The organism is Butyrivibrio sp. VCB2001 (assembly GCF_000423965.1).
Classification (GTDB): domain Bacteria; phylum Bacillota; class Clostridia; order Lachnospirales; family Lachnospiraceae; genus Butyrivibrio.
Genome location: NZ_AUIZ01000001.1, coordinates 302,630 through 324,729, shown reverse-complemented (window position 1 = coordinate 324,729; position 22,100 = coordinate 302,630). Strand labels below are relative to the sequence as shown.

The 22,100-nt window shown below is 43.5% G+C and carries 16 protein-coding genes and 1 tRNA gene; 14 read left to right on the top strand and 3 right to left on the bottom strand.

All coding sequences use genetic code 11. From position 1 onward, the window contains the following. Positions 1-23: 23 nt before the first annotated feature. From G589_RS0101405 to G589_RS0101395, 3 genes are read left to right on the top strand one after another with little or no spacing between them, the layout of a single operon-like run. Positions 24-1,580 carry an efflux RND transporter periplasmic adaptor subunit gene (locus tag G589_RS0101405; protein WP_026520816.1) on the top strand — a complete coding sequence of 519 codons (1,557 nt, stop codon included), beginning with the start codon at positions 24-26 and terminating at the stop codon, positions 1,578-1,580. Further along, positions 1,580-2,830, top strand: coding sequence for an ABC transporter permease (locus G589_RS0101400; RefSeq protein WP_026520815.1), 1,251 nt, complete (start codon positions 1,580-1,582; stop codon positions 2,828-2,830). The genes G589_RS0101405 and G589_RS0101400 overlap by 1 nt, the downstream gene beginning before the upstream one ends. After that, positions 2,827-5,244, top strand: coding sequence for an extracellular solute-binding protein (locus G589_RS0101395; protein ID WP_026520814.1), 2,418 nt, complete (start codon positions 2,827-2,829; stop codon positions 5,242-5,244). The genes G589_RS0101400 and G589_RS0101395 overlap by 4 nt, the downstream gene beginning before the upstream one ends. A gap of 54 nt (positions 5,245-5,298) precedes the next feature. Here the strand turns inward: G589_RS0101395 and G589_RS0101390 are convergent. Then, a tRNA-Gly gene (locus G589_RS0101390) sits at positions 5,299-5,369 on the bottom strand. Positions 5,370-5,450: 81 nt separating this feature from the next. On the opposite strand from G589_RS0101390, the gene mscL reads away from it, so the two are divergent. Beyond that, positions 5,451-5,933, top strand: a complete 483-nt coding sequence (gene mscL / locus G589_RS0101385) for a large conductance mechanosensitive channel protein MscL (protein ID WP_022768766.1) — start codon at positions 5,451-5,453, stop codon at positions 5,931-5,933. Positions 5,934-5,968: 35 nt separating this feature from the next. Then, on the top strand, positions 5,969-6,940 hold the full coding sequence (locus G589_RS0101380; RefSeq protein ID WP_035775059.1) for a bile acid:sodium symporter family protein: 972 nt from the start codon (positions 5,969-5,971) through the stop codon (positions 6,938-6,940). A gap of 78 nt (positions 6,941-7,018) precedes the next feature. Here the strand turns inward: G589_RS0101380 and G589_RS0101375 are convergent, their stop codons facing one another. Together G589_RS0101375 and uxaC are read right to left on the bottom strand one after the other, a co-directional pair. After that, positions 7,019-8,041, bottom strand: coding sequence for a LacI family DNA-binding transcriptional regulator (locus G589_RS0101375; protein ID WP_242826397.1), 1,023 nt, complete (start codon positions 8,039-8,041; stop codon positions 7,019-7,021). Positions 8,042-8,045: 4 nt separating this feature from the next. After that, positions 8,046-9,464: a glucuronate isomerase gene (uxaC, locus tag G589_RS0101370; protein WP_026520811.1), complete on the bottom strand. Its 1,419-nt coding sequence runs from the start codon at positions 9,462-9,464 to the stop codon at positions 8,046-8,048. Positions 9,465-9,646: 182 nt separating this feature from the next. Between uxaC and G589_RS0101365 the strand changes: the two genes are divergently transcribed. The 9 genes from G589_RS0101365 (at position 9,647) to G589_RS0101325 (ending at position 22,020) form a co-directional block, all read left to right on the top strand. Further along, a complete protein-coding gene (locus G589_RS0101365; protein ID WP_026520810.1) occupies positions 9,647-11,149 on the top strand; it encodes a UxaA family hydrolase in 1,503 nt (500 codons plus the stop codon). A gap of 205 nt (positions 11,150-11,354) precedes the next feature. After that, positions 11,355-13,022, top strand: coding sequence for a hypothetical protein (locus G589_RS0101360; protein ID WP_026520809.1), 1,668 nt, complete (start codon positions 11,355-11,357; stop codon positions 13,020-13,022). A gap of 136 nt (positions 13,023-13,158) precedes the next feature. Beyond that, the gene (locus G589_RS0101355) at positions 13,159-14,109 is read left to right on the top strand and encodes an ABC transporter permease (RefSeq protein ID WP_026520808.1); all 951 of its coding nucleotides are present in this window, start codon (positions 13,159-13,161) and stop codon (positions 14,107-14,109) included. Between the two features lie 11 nt (positions 14,110-14,120). Further along, positions 14,121-14,987 carry a carbohydrate ABC transporter permease gene (locus tag G589_RS0101350; protein ID WP_026520807.1) on the top strand — a complete coding sequence of 289 codons (867 nt, stop codon included), beginning with the start codon at positions 14,121-14,123 and terminating at the stop codon, positions 14,985-14,987. A gap of 75 nt (positions 14,988-15,062) precedes the next feature. Next, a complete protein-coding gene (locus tag G589_RS0101345) occupies positions 15,063-15,785 on the top strand; it encodes a rhamnogalacturonan acetylesterase (RefSeq protein ID WP_026520806.1) in 723 nt (240 codons plus the stop codon). A 7-nt stretch (positions 15,786-15,792) separates the two neighbouring features. Continuing rightward, positions 15,793-17,448, top strand: coding sequence for a glycoside hydrolase family 43 protein (locus G589_RS0101340; RefSeq protein ID WP_026520805.1), 1,656 nt, complete (start codon positions 15,793-15,795; stop codon positions 17,446-17,448). Beyond that, positions 17,445-19,397 carry a family 43 glycosylhydrolase gene (locus G589_RS0101335; protein WP_026520804.1) on the top strand — a complete coding sequence of 651 codons (1,953 nt, stop codon included), beginning with the start codon at positions 17,445-17,447 and terminating at the stop codon, positions 19,395-19,397. The genes G589_RS0101340 and G589_RS0101335 overlap by 4 nt, the downstream gene beginning before the upstream one ends. Positions 19,398-19,408: 11 nt before the next feature. Further along, entirely contained in the window at positions 19,409-21,175 is a 1,767-nt protein-coding gene (locus tag G589_RS0101330) for an ABC transporter ATP-binding protein (protein WP_026520803.1), read from the top strand. After that, entirely contained in the window at positions 21,172-22,020 is an 849-nt protein-coding gene (locus G589_RS0101325) for a sugar phosphate isomerase/epimerase family protein (protein WP_035775056.1), read from the top strand. The genes G589_RS0101330 and G589_RS0101325 overlap by 4 nt, the downstream gene beginning before the upstream one ends. Positions 22,021-22,100: the final 80 nt, after the last annotated feature.

The following is a 22,100-nucleotide window of genomic DNA, read 5'->3' as shown; positions in this document are numbered from 1 at the left end:
TTAGTTTACGGGAGAGTTTTGTTATGTCAGAAGAATTAGTATTAAGAGAAAATTTGGGCGAGTCCGGAGATGATAAAAAGGATTCCGGCAGAAACAGAAAAGACATGGTGAAGAACTTTGCCATAGCTTTTTTGTCCATCATGCTCATACTCACATTTTTCTCCAACACCATCATGAATTATTCGCTACCTCAGGTGGCAACCCAGCAGATAACAAGCGGAACCATTTCTCCTCAGATCAGAGGAACGGGAACTGTTTCTGCCGAGGATCCGTATAATATCACCATAAAAGAGACAAGAAAGATCTCCGGTGTTGCCGTAAAAGAAGGCGCACATGTGGAGATGGGAGATGTCATCTACTACCTTGAGGATAAAGAGTCCAAGGAGCTTCTTGATGCCAAGGAAAGACTTGATGACCTTGAGCTTTCCTACGAGCAGTCCCTGTTTTCAGGCGACGTTCCCAATGATGTCATCACAAACGTAAGAAGCGGCAGGAAAACCACTTATGATACATATCAGGCTGAGCTTGCAGCTGCAACAGACAGATACAACAATGCCTTAAATGCTGATAACGCAGCTCAGGCGGATATTGATTATATGACCCAGAAGGATAACTATGATTCTGCCGGCAATTCTTATAATGCCGCAACACCGGGTTACAGCATTGCACAGCTTAATTACGAGCTTACCAAGGCCCAGAACGAAGGGAATGACGGCAGGGTACAGGAACTTGAGAATCAGATCGCAGAGCTGACAAAAGACAGCTCTCAGCTTCAAAATTACGGAACTCAGCAGGACCTTAGCTATGATCAGAAACTGTCCCAGCTCTATCAGACAAAGGCCAGAACTGCTGCAGAGCTCAAGGCAGCCGAACTTGAGAAGACAAATCTTTTAAAGAGCATCAATACCGAGATAAGCCTCTGCCAGATGAGAGACAAGATCGGTGAGCAAAGAGACCTGGTTGCAAAACTTGAAGCTGAGTCGGTCGGTGCATCCGTTAAGACTCCTGTTGCCGGAACAGTATCAAGCCTTTCAAAGGTTTCCGGTGAGTCAACCTCAGCTGATGAGACAATAGCAGTTATCCAGGTTGACGGAAAAGACATGACAACAAGCTTTTCAGTTAGCAATGCCCAGGCGCAAAAGCTCAAGGTGGGAGATGCTGCGAAGCCTCAGAATATCTGGCAGTACGGAGATGACTTTAAGGCAACTCTGACTTCCATAAGAAATGATAAAACAGATCCCGGTAATAAGAAGCTTCTTACCTTCAAACTTGAGAGCAAGGATATTGCTCCCGGACAGAGCATATCACTTGCCATCGGAGAAAGAGCTGTTGAATACGATCTCATCGTTCCAAACAGCGCAATCAAGACAGACAGTAACGGCAAGTTCATCCTTGTGGTAAAGAGTAAATCAAGCCCTCTGGGCAACAGATATATGGCATCAAGAGTTGACGTAACGGTCAAAGCTTCTGATGACAACAATACAGCCATTGCTGCTGCGGTAGAGGGAGATGAGTATGTCATCACAACTGCCACAACACTTATAAAGGCCGGAGATCAGGTGAGGCTTTCAAACGAGTAATGAGTTTTGACGGATTAAGAGAACAAATACTTAACTTTATAAAGAAAAAAGCCTTCATCTTAATAGTGAGTTTTGTACTTCTTTTTATATACATACTCATGGGCCTGGTTTCGACTCATATAAAAAATGATCTTCCTGAGCAACAACTTGCAGACAGATGGTCGGATGAGATGAATATGGCCCAGGTCAGCATATTTGTGACACAGGATCAGCTTGTTAAGGAAGAAGACCTGAAGAAATTCACCTATCTTCTTGAAAAAAAGCTCGTGGAATCCGGTGTTGTAGGCGAAGAGGACGAAGATGCAGATCAGGGTAAAAAACCTCAGATCATTGATACCATAAATATTGATGATATGAACAAAGAAGAGGAAGAGGAGATGAGCTATCCCCAAAAGACACCTCTTCAAGAGCTTTACGACATCGCTTACTGCGCCCAGGGTCTGGTTAACCTGAAGTTTGAGAACAAAACAGCTGACAGAGCTTCAGCCATCGGAGTGGGGGGAGATTTCTTTTTATTCCATCCCATGACCTTTGTCGCCGGATCCTATTTCTCAGGAGATGACCTGATGAAGGATGGCATTGTCATTGATGAAGAGATGGCATGGCAGCTCTTTGGATCTACAGACATCATAGGAGAGTGTGTTGAGATCGAAGGCATTCCTCACTACGTAGAGGGTGTTGTAAAGAGGGATAAAGGCAGGATTAAAAAGGCTGCCCAGCAGGATACCAGCTATGTTTATATGTCCTATGACTCTTTGTCCAAGTATGGAACAATCCTCAGTGGAGTAACCGAGGAACACGATGTTTCCGAGGATGGAACCACTGCAAAGTCAGGAGGCATTACTTGCATTGAGGTAGTATGCCCTAATCCCGTAAGGGGACTTGCTGCCAAGATATGTAAGGAGAGTCTTGGGATTGGTGATGAGTATGTAACAGTGGTAGATAATACCGAGAGGTTTTCATTCTTTTCGCTTATAGCAGTACTCAGAAACTTCTTTACAAGAAGTATGTGGAATAAAGCAATCTTTTATCCTTACTGGGAAAATACTGCAAGAGGCTATGAGGATATTTTATCGCTCATATTGCTTGTGCGGATTATATGCATGACGGTGCTTATCCTGATACTTACAGCCTTTGTGGTAGATGCCTACAGGCACAAGAAGTGGACCGTAAGAGGAATTGTAAAATATCTTTCCGATAAGAAATACGATCTGGAAGTTGAACATAAGAGGAAAAAGGAGAAATTATGAAAAAGAAATCTTTGTTAAAGAGGGAAATATCCCTGGTGGCGCTTATGTCTCTTTTACTGGGGACTTTAAGCGGATGTTCTATGGGAGATAAAGGCGGATCAAGCCTTGTGGATGAAGCATCAAAGAGCACTAAGGACTATGTCTTTAAGAGCGAGAAACTCGATATTGTTGATGCATCGGATTACAGCAATATTTCAATTGTTGGGCAGAGAATATACGCAGCAACTTATTCCGATGGCGAAAATATCACCATATGCTCTTTTAACTCCGACGGAAGTGACCTAAAGACTGTGAAGATCCCTGAGAGTGATTCAGACAGTCATGGCAATATGACCTATGACAAAGACGGCAATCTCTACTGCGTCCTCTATAAGTACTACTACACTGATAAGCAGGGCAATATTGTTGACATGGATACCGTATACGAAGAAGAGGGTATGGGAGATGGAGAAGTCATCACCATGACTGAGGAGGAGACTTCGGCTGACGGAGATATTATCGTAGATAAGATGGTTCCGGATGGTGAGAACATGGATGATGAGTATGACTACCATGAGGAACAGTACCTTCAGAAGTATGACGCTGAGGGTAATGAGATCTTTAACATCATGCTCTCTGACGGGCAGGATGAAGAGAATTACTTCTCAATGTATGGAATGGTCTACGATGAAAATAAGGGTCTGATCGTCAGCTCAAACAGAGGAATCCAGAAGTTTAATGAAACCGATCAGTCTTTTGACATGATACTCGATACAACTGATTCAGCCAGTGAGTTTTATGATACTTCAATAAGCCTGTACAGCGGATTTGACGGACAGATATTTGCTTCTCTCTGGGGAGATCACGGAATCGAGCTTAGAAGCTTTGATGCCGAAACAGGTAAGCTCTCTGAACCTTCAGGACAGTTTGAGACTTATGATGACTACTCATTCTTTAGCGGAAACGGATATGACCTTTATGTATCTAAGACCGATGGATTCTATGGCTATGATAAAGGGAAAGATGCACTGACCAAGCTCCTTGATTACGTTGATTCAGACCTCAGCATCGGCTATTCGATAAACAGCGTAGTTGCTGTAAGCGATCAGGAGTTTATCGCAAACCTTCCTGATGAGAATTATAATTACGCACTTTACAGACTGACCAAGGTTCCTGCTGATCAGGTAAGAGACAGGACAATCATCACTCTTGCCGGAAGAGGCATCGACTACAATGTAAGAGATATGGTCTATAAGTTCAATCAGGAATCTGATGGCTACAAGATTAAAATCGTTGATTACTCGTCACTGGATTCTGAAGATGACTGGCAGGCAGGACTTACACAGTTTAACCTTGATATTGTATCGGGAAATATCCCCGATATCATGTTCTTTGTCAATGACGAGCCTGTTGACAGCTACATCAACAAGGGATTGTTCCTTGATATGAGCAGCTACCTTGCTTCCGACCCTGAGCTTAAGGATGTGAAGTTTGTACAGAATGCTTTTGATGCCTTTAAGACAGGAGATAAGCTTTACCAGATCATTCCTTCATTCTATGTAAACACTTTGGCTGTAAAGGCTTCAAATGTACCGGGAATGGATACGCTTACCCTTAAGGACTGCAAGGAGATGATAAAGCAAAAGGGTGTTACATTTTCTGATTCCTTCGGTATGACGGCGAAAGATACCATCATGTACTATGGAATTATGACATCAGGCAATAAATTCATTGATTGGGAGAACAAGTCCTGCAATTTTGGCAGCGATGGCTTTATTGAGCTTTTGGAATTTGCCAATGAATTTCCTGATGAGATCACTGAAGATATGTGGATGGACTACGACGAAGCCAGTTACAGGACAGGAGAAGCACTTTTTTCACTTGCTTATCTGAACGGCTTCAGGGCCTACAAGAGATATGTAGACGGAACTTTTGGAAGCGATATCGCACTCATCGGATTCCCTAACGAACTTGGAGTTAACTGTTCCATCTTAACACCAAATGCGCGATTTGCTGTCAGCTCACAGACCAAGTACCCTGAGGAGTGCTGGAAGTTCCTTAGAAAACTATATTTGGATGAGTATCAGGACAGCATAGACTACGACTTCCCGATCAGGAAGGATAAGTTCGATGAACTTGCCAAGAAGTCCATGGAAAAGCAGTTCTGGATTGACGATGACGGAGAGAAGCACTACGAAGAAGAGTATTACTGGGTTGGCGATACACAGATTGAAGTTAAGCCGCTTACTCAGCAGGATGTGGATACTGTTACAGATTTTGTTGAGTCTCTTACCCTTACTTATTCTTCCAATGAGGCTGTAAGCAACATTATTAACGAAGAGGCAGCTGCTTACTTTAAGGGGCAAAAGAGTGCTCAGGAGGTGGCAGATATTATACAGAGCAGAGTTTCAATATATGTGAATGAGAACAGCTAATATGAGACATAAAGATACCCCGGCAGTTTAATGAACTGCCGGGGTTTTTGATTAAGCAAGCGACGGGAATCGAACCCGCCTCTTCAGCTTGGGAAGCTGACATACTACCGATGTACTACGCCTGCAAGCGTTCCAACTATTTTATTTTAGGCATTCTGTGCTATAATTTCAAGAGTATGAAAAATATTTTGTGGAGGTAAAAGGATATGACAGAAAAGATCAAAAACGTGGCCGGCAAAGGCAAAGGCTTTGCGGCCGAATTTCGTGAGTTCATCATGCGTGGAAACGTGATGGATATGGCAGTCGGTGTTATCATCGGCGGAGCTTTCCAGAAGATCATTTCATCACTGGTTGATGACATCATCATGCCGATCATCAGTCTTCTTACAGGTGGAATTGACTTCAACAACATGTTTGTTTCTCTTGATGGCAGTTCATATGCCACCCTCGAGGCAGCAAAAGAGGCCGGAGCAGCTACACTTAACTACGGTACATTCATTACAGTAATCATCAACTTTATTCTCATGGCACTTGTAATCTTCTGCCTTGTAAAATCCATGAATAAGATAGCAGCAAGATTTGAAAAGGAAGAAGCAGAAGCACCTGCTACAACTAAGATCTGCCCACGTTGTAAGAGTGAGATCAACATTGAGGCAACAAGATGCCCTCACTGCACATCTGAACTTTAATTAACAGTCATCTATGTGAGGAAGGAAAACTGAATATGAAAAGGATTAGTGACTTTGTTGGAAAATATATGGCAATAATTGTTCTGGTAGTTGCTGTTCTGGCACTTTTTGTACCAAAGACATGCCTGTGGATACAGACATCATGGATCAACTACCTGCTTATGGTTGTAATGTTTGGAATGGGCCTTACTTTGAAGTTTGGCGACTTCGCAGTAGTCTTCAAACGCCCTAAGGATATCATTATCGGTTGTATTGCACAGTTTACCATAATGCCTCTTTTGGCATTTGCTCTTGGTAAGATATTCGGCCTTGAGACAGGTCTTTTAGCCGGAGTGATCCTTGTAGGAACCTGTCCCGGTGGAACAGCGAGCAATGTAATGACATATCTGAGTAAGGGAGATGTCGCTCTTTCAGTAGGAATGACCAGTGTCAACACTCTTTTGGCACCACTTCTTACACCTGCTATTACATACCTTTTGTTAAAGACAACAGTATCGGTGGATGTGCTGAGCATGTTCCTTTCTATCATTAAGGTAGTTATCATCCCCATTGCTCTGGGATTTATCATTAACAGATTCTGGGGTAAATATACAGAAAAAGTATCAGATGTACTTCCGCTTATTTCTGTAGTAGCAATAACACTTATTGTTGCAGCAGTTGTTTCTCACAATGCTGAGAGAATCCTTGAAACAGGAGCTATCGTATTTGTAGTAGTTATCCTTCACAATGTTCTTGGATATATTGTAGGATTTGCGCTTGGACTTGTACTCAAGCTTCCAATGTCCAAAAAGAAAGCACTCTCTATTGAGATTGGAATGCAGAATTCAGGTCTTGCAACATCCCTTGCCGGATCAGCTTTCCCTGACCTTGCAATGGCAACGGTTCCCGGAGCTATATTCTCTGTATGGCACAATATATCGGGCGCGCTGTTAGCTAATATATACAGAAGGCTGGAAGATAAAGACCAGCAGTCTGAATGTCCCTTGAAAGAGAAGAAGGGCGCTTAATAGATCAAATAAATCAAACAACCGGTAAATGAGCATGGCCTCATTTACCGGTTGTTTTTAAATGTATATAGAAAGTAGTTAAATCCTGGTTGAACCTCTCTTGATAAGTTCGCCTGAGAAGATGGTTTTCTGTGGCATCTCATTCTGAGTCAGGGTTCCGATAAGTGTCTTAACAAGCTGAATGCACATATCCTCAAGTCTGTTATCGATTGAGGAAAGCTCAGGCTCAGAGCAGTGGGAGAGGATTGAATTGTTGTATCCTATAACCTGAAGCTCTGAAGGAACCTTGATGTGATTGGCTCTGGCGAAGTTCATGGAACCAACTGCCAAAAAGTCATCACTTGTTACGATGGCATTGAACTTAAGACCCTTAGCGTGAAGGCTCTCTACAAAGCCCTTAACACCGTCTATGTCCTCGTGACTTCCCTTAAAGCACTGCATGAGCTGTTTCTTAAGAGGAATGTCATGTGTAAGAAGGGCGTTCTGGAATCCTGCCAGCTTCTTAAGACCTGAATAGGAGTTACTGTTGTAGAGATAAAGGATATCCTTGGCTCCGCCGTTTATGAGCTGCTCTGTTGCATCCTGTGTTGCCTTGTAATCATCGCAGAGAGTGCAGTATACGTTATTGCAGTCAAAGTCTGCGTTAAGAAGCATGATAGGCACAGTTACAGCTGCATCCTTAATGTACTGATTATCCTCGGGAGTGTTCATGATAAAGTTGGATCCTATCATGACAATTGCATCTACATGTTGAGATAAGAGGAGATTAACCGACTCTTTCTTGGTCTCAATATCATAACCTGTACAGCAAAGAACTGAATGATACCCGTTCTCGCGGAGCTTCTGCTCAATGTAGTAGATGGCCTTGGCAAGGTACAGATCGGATGCATCGGCACAGAGAATACCAATGGTCTTCATTGAATTAAGACCAAGTCCTCTGGCAAAAGCATTGGGCTTGTAGCCATATTGTTCAATTATGTCCATGACTTTCTTGCGAGTGCGGGGCTTAACATTGGTAGATCCGTTAAGTACACGGGATACTGTGGCAATAGAAACCCCTGCCTTCTTGGAAATGTCATATATTGTCATCTGGTTGCTCATAAAGTCATCTTTCTTCTAACGGGAATTTGAAATATCTAACTGCATTGTTATATGAGATATCTTTTACAATTTCACCAAGAATGTCAAGGTCCTCTGAAGGATATTCACCATTTTCAACAAGAGATCCCAAATAATTGCAAAGGATTCTTCTGAAGTACTCATGTCTTGTATAGGAAGTAAAGCTTCTTGAGTCTGTAAGCATTCCTACAAAGCCTGAGAGATTGCTGGATTCAGCAACGCATCTGAGCTGCTCCTCCATACCGAACTTGCTGTCATTGAACCACCATGCGCTTCCCTGCTGGATCTTGGCAACTGCAGGACCTTCGTTGAAGCAGTTGAGCATTGTGTTGATGATCTTGTTATCGTTAGGGTTAAGTGAGTAGAGAATTGTCTTAGGAAGAGAATTCTTTACATGAAGGGCATTGAGGAAATCTGCCATCTCACCCATAGGATAGTAAGCATCGATTGAATCGTAACCTGTATCGGGACCGAGCTTCTCAAACATAGGAGTGTTGTTGTCACGCTTACAACCGAAGTGAAGCTGCATTACCCAGTCTCTCTTTGCAATCTCTTCGCCCTCAAAGAGCATGAATGCTGTCTGGAACTTAAGATCCTCCTCTTTTGAAAGCTCAGCACCGGAAAGGCGCTTTGCAAAGATTGCCTCAACCTCTTCGTCAGAAGCAGGGTAGTACATAACATATTCAAGGGCGTGATCTGTAACTGTGCAGCCCTTTGAAGCAAAGTAATCAAGTCTTACCTTAAGAGCTTCCTTAAGTGAAGCAAAAGAGTCGATCTTAACTCCGCTTACATCTGAAAGAGTCTTAAGATAATCGGTAAACTCAGGCTTAGTGATATTCTTGGCCTTGTCAGGTCTCCATGCGGGAAGAACCTTAACATCAAAAGTAGTATCTTCTTTGATCTTATCGTGCCACTCAAGAGTATCAACAGGATCATCTGTTGTGCAGATAAGAGTTACACCTGAAGCCTTGATAAGAGATCTTACGCTTGTGGCAGGATCCTGAAGAACCTTGTTGCAAAGATCATAAACCTCTTCGGCAGTCTTTGAATTAAGAACTCCCTGGTAACCGAAATATTTACGAAGTTCAAGATGTGCCCAGTGATGAAGTGGGTGTCCTACCGACTTCTCAAGGCACTTTGCGAACATAAGAAATTTATCCTTATCAGAAGCATCTCCTGTAATAAACTTCTCATCAACCCCGAAAGAACGCATCATGCGCCATTTGTAGTGATCTCCTCCGAGCCATACCTGTGTGATTGTGTCGAAATGACGATCCTCGGCTATCTCTCTTGGACTGATGTGACAGTGATAGTCAAGAATGGGCATGTTCTCTGAATAATCATGGTACAGTTTCTTGGCAGATTCAGACTGCAGAAGGAAATCTTCGTCCATAAATCTTTTCATTTGTATACCCTCCAAACCTTTCAATCATGAAAGCATTTTCATAATTTTTTTCAAATTGATTATACAAGACAGCTACGGCAATTACAATAGAAAAATTTGTTGACGTTTGATTTAGTTAAATATATGATTTTATTGTAAACGCTTACAACATTTTTTCAAAACACAAGAAGGGTAGGTTACAAATGGGCAGATTTTTACAGATTCATCCCCAGGACAATGTGGTTGTATGCCTTGAAGAATTAAAGAAAGGCGAGAGCGTAACTCTTGGAGATGGCAGAGCGGTAGAGGCTTTGGAAGATATTCCTGCAGGCCACAAGATGGCTGTTAAGGATATTGATGACGGAAAAGACATTGTGAAATACGGATACGCCATCGGACATGCAACAGAAGCAATAAGCGCAGGCAGATGGGTTCACACACATGATATTAAGACCAATCTTGAGGGAATCCTTGATTATAAATATCAGCCTGATCCTGAGTATGTTCCTGCCAAAGAGGCCAAAATGGGCACAAGAAAAGGAACATTTAAGGGCTTTGTAAGGGGTGATGGCAGAGTAGGTATTAGAAATGAAATATGGATCATTCCTACAGTCGGCTGTGTAAACAACATTGCAACAGCTCTTGCCAAGCAGGCTAATTCCTATATTAAGGGAAGTATTGATGAAGTAGTTGCTTTTACACATAACTACGGATGCTCTCAGACAGGAGACGATCAGGAGCATACAAGAACAATCCTTGCAGACCTTATTAAACATCCAAACGCAGGCGGAGTGCTTGTTCTTGGCCTTGGCTGTGAGAACAGCAATATCGATGTACTCATGCCTTATATAGGAGAGTATGACAAGGACAGAGTTAAGTTTCTGGTATGCCAGAAGTCAGATGACGAGATGGAGGACGGACTTAATCTGTTAAAAGAGCTTATAGACACAGCATCAGCTGATGAAAGAACAGATGCAGATCTTTCAAAGCTCATAATCGGACTTAAATGCGGCGGAAGCGACGGCTTCTCTGGAATTACAGCAAATCCGCTTGTTGGAAGAATTTCAGATCGCATCATAGAATACGGCGGAACCAGTATCCTGACTGAGGTTCCCGAGATGTTCGGAGCAGAGACTATTCTTATGAATAGATGTAAGGATGAAAAGACCTTTGAAGATACCGTCAATATGATCAATGGTTTCAAAGAGTACTTCACTAAGCAGGGTGAGCCTATATATGAGAATCCGTCTCCAGGAAATAAGGCTGGCGGTATTACAACACTTGAGGATAAGTCCCTTGGATGTACACAGAAGTCCGGCGATTATCCTGTAATGAATGTCATGGAATATGGTGAGAGAACTGAGACGACAGGACTTAATCTATTGTGCGCACCGGGCAATGACCTGTGTGCAGCAACAGCTCTTGCCAGTGCAGGTGCTCAGATTGTGCTCTTTACAACAGGTAGAGGAACACCTTTTGCATGTCCTGTACCTACTATGAAAATAGCCAGCAACAATACCATTGCTCAGAAGAAGGGCAATTGGATTGACTTCAGCGCAGGTCGCATATTAGATGGAGAAACCTTTGAGGAACTCACTGATGAGCTGTTTGACAAGATTGTAAGAACAGCATCCGGTGAAAAGCTTAAAAGTGAACTGGCAGGTTTCCATGATATGGCAATATGGAAAAGAGGAGTGACACTTTAAAGAAATTTTTTGTAAATTTTTACATGTAAGCACTTTCCGAATTTGGCTTATAAATGCCACTTCTGACAAAAATCCGAGGAGATTGTTACAAATCTTACAAAATTTGTACTTGCAATGGATTGCGATACATGATAAAGTACAGTTACAAGCAAATGAAAGTGCTTACATTTAATTTTCAAAAATCAAATTGGGAGGAACAAATTAAATGAAAAAGAAAGTCTTATCATTAATTCTTTCAACAGCAATGGTTGCTTCTCTTGCAGCATGCGGATCAGAATCAGCACCTGCAACAACAGACGGCGGCCAGAGCACTGACACAGCAGCTCAGACAACTGATGCTACAGCTACAACAGAGACAGCTGAGACAGCTGAGGCAGGTGAGTATGAGCTCACAGACCTCTACATCACAGTAGACGGAACACTTACAGCAAACGTTGATAACGGACAGGATGCTTTCATCGAGCAGTGGGAAGCAGCTGTTTCAGAGAAGCTCGGACATGACATCAAGCTTCACATCAACCAGCCTGAGCACTCAGGTTACAAGGACAATGTAGCTCAGCTCCTTACAACAGGACAGCCCGGTGACGGACAGTATCCTGATGCTCTTATCATGAGCGCTACAATGTTCAAGCAGTATCAGAACACAGGCATCCTTTGGAACATGGCTGATGCTTATGCAAACGCAGAGTTCCAGTCAAGGATCACACTTCCTTCAATCAACGAGAACATGAAGACTGCAAACGGCGAGCTTTACGCTTTCGCTCCTACATATGGTAACGGATGTGTTACATACATCAAGCAGTCATGGCTCGATGCTGCAGGACTTAAGGTTGATGACATCAAGACATTCGATGACTACTACAACATGCTCAAGGCTTTCACAAAGGATGGCCAGACAGGTGTTATCGCAGCAGGATTCGGTAAGCTTGACGAGGCTCCATACATCAACTACATGCCTGAGTTCTGGCAGGGTGCTTACCCGGCTATCTACCAGAAAGACGGACAGTGGGTTGACGGATTCCAGGAGCAGGCTACAATCGATGCTCTTACAAGACTTGCTCAGGGCTACGCTGATGGCGTGATCGATAAGGATACTGAGGAAGCTTCAACAAAGACAGCACGTGAGAAATGGTTCTCAAATGACCAGTCAACATCAGAAGGTGTATTCACTTACTGGGCTGGTACATGGCTTAGAACTCTTACAGATAACCTTGACAAGAACGATGTTGATACAGATCTTGGCGATGACAGACTTGTACAGCTTCCTCCTATCAAGGAAATCAAGGATACATGGGGCGGATACATCAACCGTGAGGCTCCTGTATGGGTAATCACAGATGATGGCGACGGAGACGATTCTCGTGAGCAGGCTATCTTCGATGCACTTATCGAGACAATGCTTGACGGTGACAAGGTTCAGACACTTTGGACATATGGTGCTGAGGATGTTCACTGGTCAACACACGCTGAGTCATTCACAACTAACCCTGATGATCCTGACAAGAAGAAGGATTACGAGTATGCAGAGGGTGAGTTCCACCTTAAGCAGTCTCCTAACGACCCTAACTCTGTATGGAAGAAGAATCACCTTGATCCGGTACTTGTTATTGCTCCTCTTACAAACGGTTTCGTAGATAATGACGAGCTTGTACAGGCTGGTAACAAGTTCTTCACAGAGAACTGTGTAGATGCTCCTCAGTCACCTTCATCAGAGATCCTCACAGAGGTTGAGGCTGATCTTGCTACAGATAAGACAACTCTTATGAACGAGGTTGTTGCAGGCAAGAAGACTGCAGAAGATGCTATCGCTGAGTACCAGGCTAAGTGGGGCGATACAATCACAGAGATCCTTGACGAGCTTAACGCACAGTAATTTCTTTATCAGATTCGATTCTATTAAACTATCTATAAACTGTATGGGCATCCATCCGGGTGCCCATGCAGAACCTTAAAGAAATCCTTTATTTCACCGCAATCAACAAAAGTATTTATATGAATGGGGCAGTAAAATGAGCAAAACACAAAAGGTTACATCCACAGGTCAAACTATAAACAAAAAGCCTTTGGGTATGCGTATATGGAACCACAGAGGTTTTTACCTTATGTTTCTTCCTGTAGTTATATATGTTCTTATTATCTATTATTGGCCAATGCTGGGCGTAAGATACGCTTTTTATGACTACACACTTAAGAAAATGGAACCGGTAGGCTTTAAACATTTCCAGAAGATGTTCGCTGATGCGGATTTCTGGAAAGCCTTTTTTAATACACTTCAGCTTTCAATCATAAAGCTGTTGATAACAACAGGTACTGCGGTTATTGTATCTGTATTTATCAATGAGATGGCAAATCTGTTTGCCAAGAAAGTGCTGCAGACAGTAATCTATCTGCCACACTTTATGTCATGGACAGTTACAGCAGCTATTTTCACTCTTTTCCTTTCAACTTCTTCAACAGGTTTCGTAAATGAAACACTTAAGAGCTGGGGACTTATAAAAGAGAGTATTGACTTCATGCATGAGCTTACGCTCTGGCGACCTGTTTACTATCTGGTAAATATCTGGAAGGAGACAGGTTGGGGAACAGTTATCTTCCTTGCAACCCTTGCAGGAATTAACCCCGAGCTCTATGAAGCAGCTGATATCGATGGTGCTACAAGACTTCAGAAGATTTGGTACGTAACAGTTCCTGAGCTTCTCAACACTATCATTATCGTACTTATCCTGAATCTGGCTAAGGTTCTTAACCTCTTCGAGTCAGTATTCGTTATGTACAACAACAGAGTATTTGCTGTTTCAGATGTTATTTCAACATACATCTATCGTAAGACCTTTATGACAGCTATCCCTAACTACGGATATACTACAGCGGTAGGTCTTTTCAAGTCACTTGTTGGATGCGCACTGGTACTTATTTGTAACTGGGCCAGCAAGAAAGTCCGCGGTCGCGGTATTATTTAAGGAGGCTTACGATGGCAAAGAGAGTAGAATTTGGTGCAGGTCGTAAGAAAAAGACCGATGCATTTGATGTAGTAAATTACATAGTATTTATTTTGTTGGGAATTATAGTTCTTTTCCCAATCTGGAAGGTTGTTGTTGATTCCTTCAACGCTGTTGGTGTTTACAAATTCCAGTTTTTCCCTAATGAACCAACACTTGACGGTTATAGAACAATCCTTCATACAGCTAAGCTTTACAGACCATTCCTTAACTCAGTTATCACAACTGTTTTCGGAACACTTCTCGGTCTTGTAATGTCAACCCTTGGTGGATACGTTCTGTCACAGTATGATATGCCCGGAAGAACACTGTTTGCATACTTCCTGCTCTTCACCATGATCTTCTCAGGTGGTATGATCCCTGAGTACCTGGTAATGAAACAGCTCGGTCTTACCAATAACATGTGGGTACTTGTTGTTAAGCATGGTATGAACGTATACAACCTGGTTCTTATGCGTAACTTCTTTGAAGGTATTCCCGGATCACTGTTTGAAGCAGCTGAGATTGACGGATGCTCCCCTATGGGAATCTTCTTCAAGATCGTGCTTCCTCTTTCAAAGGCAGCTCTTGCTTCAATCGGACTTATGTATGCCGTTACAGTATGGAACGACTATTCAACAGTTCAGATCTACATCACAAACCGTGATCAGGTTAACTTCCAGTACATTCTGAGAGTTATGGTCATGGACGGAGACACGCCGACGACGGCTTATAAGGTATCGCAGAGTACTCTGTACTACGCAGCTATCGTTTGTGCTATCCTTCCTTTCATGCTTCTTTATCCTTTCCTTCAGAAGTACTTCGTAAAGGGTGTTAATGTAGGAGCTGTAAAAGAATAATATTAAAACAGATAATTATTTTAACAGGCCGTCCAGGTTTTTAGCTTGGACGGCTGTTTTTAAAGGAGCAAAAAAATGAGACATATTTTCTGGGCGGGAGATTCGACGGTAGCTACCAACAAGGCATCAACTTATCCACAGACAGGAATAGGACAGGCTTTTGACAGGTTCACTGCCATGGATGTCTGCGTATGCAACAGAGCGGTAAACGGAAGGAGCACCAAGAGCTTTATAGATGAATCGCGCCTTGCGCCAATTTATGATGAGATCACAAAGGGGGATTTTCTTTTTATCCAGTTCGGACACAATGATGAAAAGAAGAATGACCCTTCCAGATACACTGATCCCCATGGGGAGTTTATTGTCAATCTTGGCAAGTATGTGAATGTAGCCAGAAATAAAGGCGCATATCCTGTTTTCATTACCTCGGTTGAAAGAAGGCTGTTTGATGAAAATGGCGCACTTAAGCCCTCCGAACACACTGAGTATGTAAAGGGGATGAAAGAAGCTGCTGAAAAATTTGATGTTCCGGTTGTGGATCTTTTTACCATGAGCAGGGACTTTTTAACTAAGACAGGCGATGAGGCTTCAAAGAAATACTACATGAATCTTGCACCGGGAGAGGCATCTTGGGCTCCTGAAGGTAAGGTCGACAACTCTCATTTAAAATACGAAGGAGCAATGCTATATGCAGGCATGATAGCTAAGGGCCTAAGGGAACTTGGCGGTGTTTATGCCTCCCTCCTTGCAGATGACGAGCTTAATAAAGAGACTACGAATATTGAGATAAACGGATGAGAAAACCATGAAAACTTATTCTGATCTTGGAGATAAATTTAGAAATCCTGTGCTGTTTGCGGATTACTCAGACCCCGATGTAATAAGGGTCGGAGATATATTTTATATGACTGCCAGCAGCTTTAATTACACGCCGGGGCTTCCGATCCTTGTGTCAAAAGACCTTGTGAACTGGAGGCTGGTTAACTATGCCCTTAAAAATATTGGGCAGGAGAGATTTAAGATACCGAGGCACTCGGAGGGAGTCTGGGCTCCGGCCATCAGATTCCATGAGGGAATGTTTTATATCTACTACGGAATGCCTGATGAAGGCTACTACGTAGTAAGGACAAAAGACTCATTGGGAGAGTGGGAAGAGCCGGTTCTTGTCCTTGAAGGGAAAGGCCTTATTGACCCGTGCCCGTTCTGGGATGAGGATGGAAGGGCTTATATCATTCACGGATATGCCAAGTCCAGAATCGGCTTTAAGAGCATTCTAGGAATATTTGAGATGAGCCCCGATGGACTGAAGGCTATCAGTGAAGACCACTTTGTATTTAATGGAAATGACCCATCTCACCCGGCAGTGACCATAGAAGGGCCCAAGGTTTATAAAAGGGATGGATTTTACTATATCCTTGCTCCGGCCGGAGGTGTAAGGGAAGGCTATCAGGTTGCACTCAGGTCAAAAGACATTCACGGCCCCTATGAGATAAAGACAGTAATGGCTCAGGGCAGTACTGTTATCAACGGCCCTCATCAGGGAGGTCTTGTTGATACACCTGACGGAATAGAGTATTTCCTTCATTTCCAGGACAGAGGACTCTATGGAAGGATATGTCATCTTCAGCCTGTTTGCTGGAATGGCGGATGGCCGGTTATCGGAATAAATCCTGATACAAACGGAGTTGGAGAGCCGGCTTTTGAGCTGGATAAGCCTGTTATTACAAGCGAAGAACCTGTATATCTTAAAGGGTCAGATGATTTTAAGGACGGTAAACCAAATCTTTCGTGGCAATGGATGGGTGATCACGACGATAGCTTTTATGGAAGTGTAACAGATGAAACCGGCGCTGAAAGAGACGGCTTAAGGCTCTTTTGCCAGAATCCGTCTCATGAAGAAATGCCGGTTCTGTGGAGGAGCAGCAATGTTCTTACGCAGAAGCTGATTTACCCTTCCTTTAGGGCAGAAGCTGAAATGGATGCATCAGGGCTTTTGCCGGGTGAAAGAGCCGGTGTCTGCATGACAGGCGGGCAGTACGTGGCTGCTTTTATTGAGAAAGATGAAACGGGTAAGTATTATGTAAAGACCATCCACTCTGAGGGCGATGATGCGCATAAGAGTGAGACGACAGACCTTTCTGAGCTTTTTGAGAGCTATGTAAAAGAGAGCGGACTTTCTCTGGAGGATGCTCTCAAAAGCATCAAATGGGTTATGACCTTTACCGGAGCAGATACTTATTTTCAGAACGTTACTCATAGCCCGGAAGTAGAAGATATGAAACTCAAGGTCTGCATTTCATTTGATGGAGTAAAGATGTTTGATCTAGGCATAGATTACACGCCTTCGGATCACACCTGGGTAGGGGCAAAGCTCGGAATATTTGCGCTGTCCGGGGGATGCGATAATAAAGATCACGGACACGCTGACTTTAAGAGTTTTATTGCAGAGGAGCTACAATGATTGATGCGATAAGGCATGATGACCTTGACAGATTAAAAGAGATATTGATAAATGAGCCTTCACTTGTAAGTAAGGAGGCTCTGTTTGAAGCTGCAAAGCTTGGGAATCTTGAAATCCTCAAGTATCTCGTTGAGTACTCCAGGATCAGCCTTAATGAATATGATGATGAGCACAGAAACGTGCTGCACTTTGGCGCTGAATCCGGCGACATAGAAGTGTTTAAATATCTGGTTGAAAGATGTGGCATGGATCCTCTTGAAGGCGATAAGGACCTTGTGACGCCATGGGATATCGCACATGACCTTAGACAAAGCTATGAGAATATGTATGATGAATATCCTGAGGATTCAATAGCTCAGGGATATGTTGAGATTGAAAACTACCTCGAAGGATATTTTGGCCATAAATATGAGGATTATTACCATAATCCCATTAGGCGCGGTTTTTACCCGGATCCGTCAATTGTAAGAGTCGGCTCCGATTACTATATGGTCAATTCTTCCTTCATCTTTTTCCCTTGTATTCCGATCTCTCATTCAAGGGACCTCATCCACTGGGAGATAATAGGACATGCCATAACAAACCCTGACTGGGCACATCTTGATGAACTTGAAGGCGGAAGGGGCTACTGGGCTCCTGATATTTCCTACTACGAGGGAAGATTTTACATAACGGCGACCTACAGGCTAAACGATGTTCCGCCCACTTACAGAAGGCAGATTGTTGTAAGCTCGGATAAACCGGAGGGACCTTATACAGAGCCTGTCTTCATCGACGAGGATGGGATTGATCCGAGCATCTTTAATGATGATGACGGCAGGAGATATATGCTCTTAAATCGCGGAGCGAGGATCTTTGAGCTGGATAAATCAGGGACTAAGAAGATTTCCGATGCTCAGCTTCTTTACTACGGAGATCATAAAAGAGCTCCCGAAGGTCCGCATTTATACAAGAAAGACGGATATTACTATCTGCTTGAAGCTGAAGGTGGTACCGGCCCCGGTCACAGGGTTACTGTGTCCAGGTCAAAAGAGCTCTTAGGCGTCTATGAAAGATGTCCCTACAATCCAATAATGAGACAGAAAGACGAAGCTGCTGCAATCCAGAGATGCGGACACGGAGACCTGGTAGATACGGAAGACGGAAGATGGTTTATGGTCTACCTCTGCGGAAGAGCGCTGGATGGCAGATACAGCATTCTCGGAAGGGAGACAGCAATTGATCCCGTGACCTGGACGCCGGACGGATGGCCTATCGTCAATGACCTTAAAGGGCCGTCAGCAATGCAGGTTAAACCATTTCCCGAGATGAATACGGATGCGGAAGCTGATAATGGTAAAAGAGTGCGCACATCCCCTTGCGGACTTTACATGGAATATATGACTCCCCGTCCCTTTAAGGAAGGTGAAGTTGTTTGCAGCTATGATGAGAGGAAGTTTCTCATAAAGGGAAGCAGAGCGCCTCTTTCAAGCGTAGATAGCAGGAACATAGTTTTAAGAAGGCAGAGTAGTTTAGTCTTTTCATATTCGGTTTCAATGGATATCCCGGAGATGAAGGATGGACAGAGCGCCGGAATTTGCGGATACTATGATGAGAACACCTTCTTTGAATTTGGAATTACAAGTAAAGAGGGAAGGCGATATCTCTATGTTAACGAGCACATTGGAGATGAGGACAGAGCTCTTTTGTCAAAAGAGCCATTTGATGGCGCAGCAGGATCTATAAGGCTGTGTATGGATACGGATCGCCTAAGAAGAGAGCTTTCCTATTGCCTGAACGAAGAAGACGACAGAAAACACTTTGCGACATTGGAAAATGTCTTTTACCTGTGCGACGAGGGGCTTGATTGGGGCAAGAGATTTACCGGCGCAATGGTCGGAATGTATGCTTTTTCAGGCGCAAATGAGATGATTGTTTCCTTCAGAGATGATATGTTTAAGGGGATGTAAGAGGGATACCGATGAAATTAGATACAGACGTCTATTTTGACAGCTATGAAAGACATAAGGGAAATCCCCTGATGACTCTGATAGGGTTCTATAAGGGGATGTACCATAACTTTTTGCTATCTACCGTGTTTTATGTGATAAAGCACAGTCCCGTATGGATACTTCCCATTGTGACTGCAAATATCATAAACGCGGTAACAGATCATGATCCGAATGTAGTAACTCTGATCATTTTCAACATTGTGCTGATGGTGTTTCTCCTTATCCTGAACGTCCCTATGAACTACCTCCACATACACTTCAGGAGTAAGTCCGTAAGGAAGGTGGAGGCAGGACTTAGGAGCGCTCTTGTTCACAAGATACAGGTCATGTCCATTCCGCATCAGAAGGACATGCTCTCAGGCAGGCTTCAGTCTAAGGTAATAAGGGATGTTGAGGCGGTGGAGACTTTGTCGGACCAGATATTTGTCTCCCTCATTAATATCGTGATCAATATGTCCGTTGCTCTTACCGTTACCATAACAAAGAGCATTGTGGTGTTTTTCTTCTTCCTGTTCATGGTGCCTCTTGCGGCAGTTTTGGTGGTGACTTTTAAAAAGCCCATCAAGAAGCACAATCAGAGGTTTAGAAAAGAGATGGAAGAGACCTCAGCCAAGGTCATGGAGATGGTTCAGCTGGTGCCCGTAACCAGAGCTCATGCCCTAGAGGATGAGGAGATCGTAAGGATGGATACCCAGGTGGATCTCATCGCTCAGGCGGGCTACAACCTTGATATTATTCAGGGTAATTTCGGAGCTGTGAGCTGGGCGTTTTTCCAGATTTTCCAGGTTCTGTGCCTTGCGTTTACATCCATACTTGCTGTAAAGGGTAGAGTGCAGGTTGGAGATGTAGTGCTGTATCAGAGCTACTTCACATCAATTGTGGGACAGGTATCATCTCTTTTGACATTGCTTCCTGTAATATCAAAGGGGCTTGAGTCCGTATCAAGTATCGGGGAAATTCTGGAGTTTGAGCACGTTGAGGACAGCTCTGACAAGGAAGAAATCGGAGAGATCAAGGGTGAATTCACCTTTGAAAATGTGGGATATTCGTATCCTGACAGCACTGAAGAGATCGTTCACGACATAAATCTGCATGTTGAGCCCGGTGAGACTGTGGCCTTTGTGGGTGAGTCGGGAGCCGGCAAATCGACCATAATGAACCTCCTGGTGGGCTTTGGTCTTCCGACCAGCGGACGTATCCTTGTTGATGATAAGGATATCAGCAAGGTCAACCTTCAGAGTTATCGAAAGAATCTGGCTGTTGTGCCCCAGAACACAATCCTGTTCTCCGGAAGCATCAGGGACAATATACTATACGGAACCAGTGATGTGACTGAGGCTGAGCTTAACAGGGTAATAGATGAGTCAGGCCTTAGGAGCGTAATTGACAAGCTCCCTATGGGTCTTGAAACAAAAGTTGGCGAGCACGGAGATAAGCTCTCCGGCGGTCAGAAGCAGAGGATATCAATCGCAAGAGCTCTTATAAGGCACCCTAAGGTGATCATCCTTGACGAGGCTACATCCGCGCTGGATGCGCTCTCTGAAAAAGAGGTTACCTACGCACTTGAAAATATGTCGGATAAGTGCACGACATTTATAGTTGCCCACAAGCTGTCCACGATAGAGAAGGCAGACAAGATAGTGGTTATAGATGCCGGAACTGTGGCAGAGTGTGGCACGGCAAAGGAACTGATGGAAAAAAGAGGTATATTCTACAGAATGGAGATGACAAGATGATACAGCTTGGAATTAGATTTCATGACACAAGAGAACTTCCTTTTGAGGAGAGATTAAAAGAGGTTAAGGACCAGGGCTTTTCCTGCATCCATTTAGCGCTTTCCAAGGTTCCGGGATTTACGGCAGATACAAACGCTCTGACACCGGGATATGCCATGTACCTGAAGAATGCCCTGAGGAAGGCGGATCTTGATATGGCGGTTCTTGGCTGCTATTTGAACCTGGCAAACCCAAATGCCGAGAAGCTCTCCGAGATTCAGGAGAAGTACTATGCACATCTTCGCTTTGCATCAATAGCCGGCTGTGGAATGGTGGGAACAGAGACAGGTGCGCCAAATGAGGGCTACACCTATGACAAGGAGGCTTGCCACTCAAAGGAGGCGCTGGAGACCTTTATAACAAACCTGCGCCCTGTTATTGACTGCGCAGAGAAGTGCGGAGTGATTCTTGCGATTGAGCCTGTTTACAGACACATAGTATATGACGGCAAAAGAGCCAGAGAAGTCCTCGACCGTATCGGCTCTCCGAACCTTAAGATCATATTTGATCCTGTAAATCTTATCTGGACTGACAATTACGAGCAGAGAGATGAGGTTATAGCTGAAGCGATCGACCTTATCGGAAAAGACGTTGCCATGATTCATTTAAAGGATTGTCTTCTTGAAGGGGATAAGGTAAAGAGCGTAGGATGCGGCTTTGGAGACATGGATTACACTGAAATTGTGAAATTTGCACTAGAAAATAAGCCTTTTATTCATGCAACTCTTGAAGACACCAAGCCTGAAACTGCGGTGGAATCTAGAAAGTGCATTGAAACTGTGATAGAAAAATATTACAATAAGTGAAATATCTTTGGCAAAATTGTTCATTGATGAAAAACGCCACATCTGTTAAGTTATTCAAGGTTGTATTTAAGCAATAATAG